Origin of the sequence: Brevibacterium sp. SIMBA_078 (genome assembly GCF_046534565.1) — a bacterium.
Lineage (GTDB): Bacteria > Actinomycetota > Actinomycetes > Actinomycetales > Brevibacteriaceae > Brevibacterium.
Genome location: NZ_JAWRYQ010000458.1, coordinates 1 through 247 on the forward strand (window position 1 = coordinate 1; position 247 = coordinate 247).

The 247-nt window shown below is 27.5% G+C and carries 1 protein-coding gene; it reads left to right on the forward strand.

The annotated features are described in order from the left end of the window. The coding region (locus tag SB749_RS20405) for a hypothetical protein (RefSeq protein ID WP_410711915.1) at positions 1–247 on the forward strand (247 nt) is incomplete at both ends.

Genomic DNA, 247 nt, shown 5'->3' on the forward strand with positions numbered 1-247 from the left:
GATAGTAATTGCGATATAAGTAATAAAGTTAGAATTCGAACATTTAATTTTGGAAGCGATGATCTGGAAGATAGAGGTTTTAATTTTTCTTGGAAAGAAAATACTGAATTTTTTCTATCTGTCGTCGAAGATGAAATTAACGAATTCATTAAAGATTGCTATATTGAAGATAAGAAACAAACTGAGCCTGATATAAAATATTTAAACGAACTTAATTATCCATCAGCTAAAGAGTTGTTTAATAGTC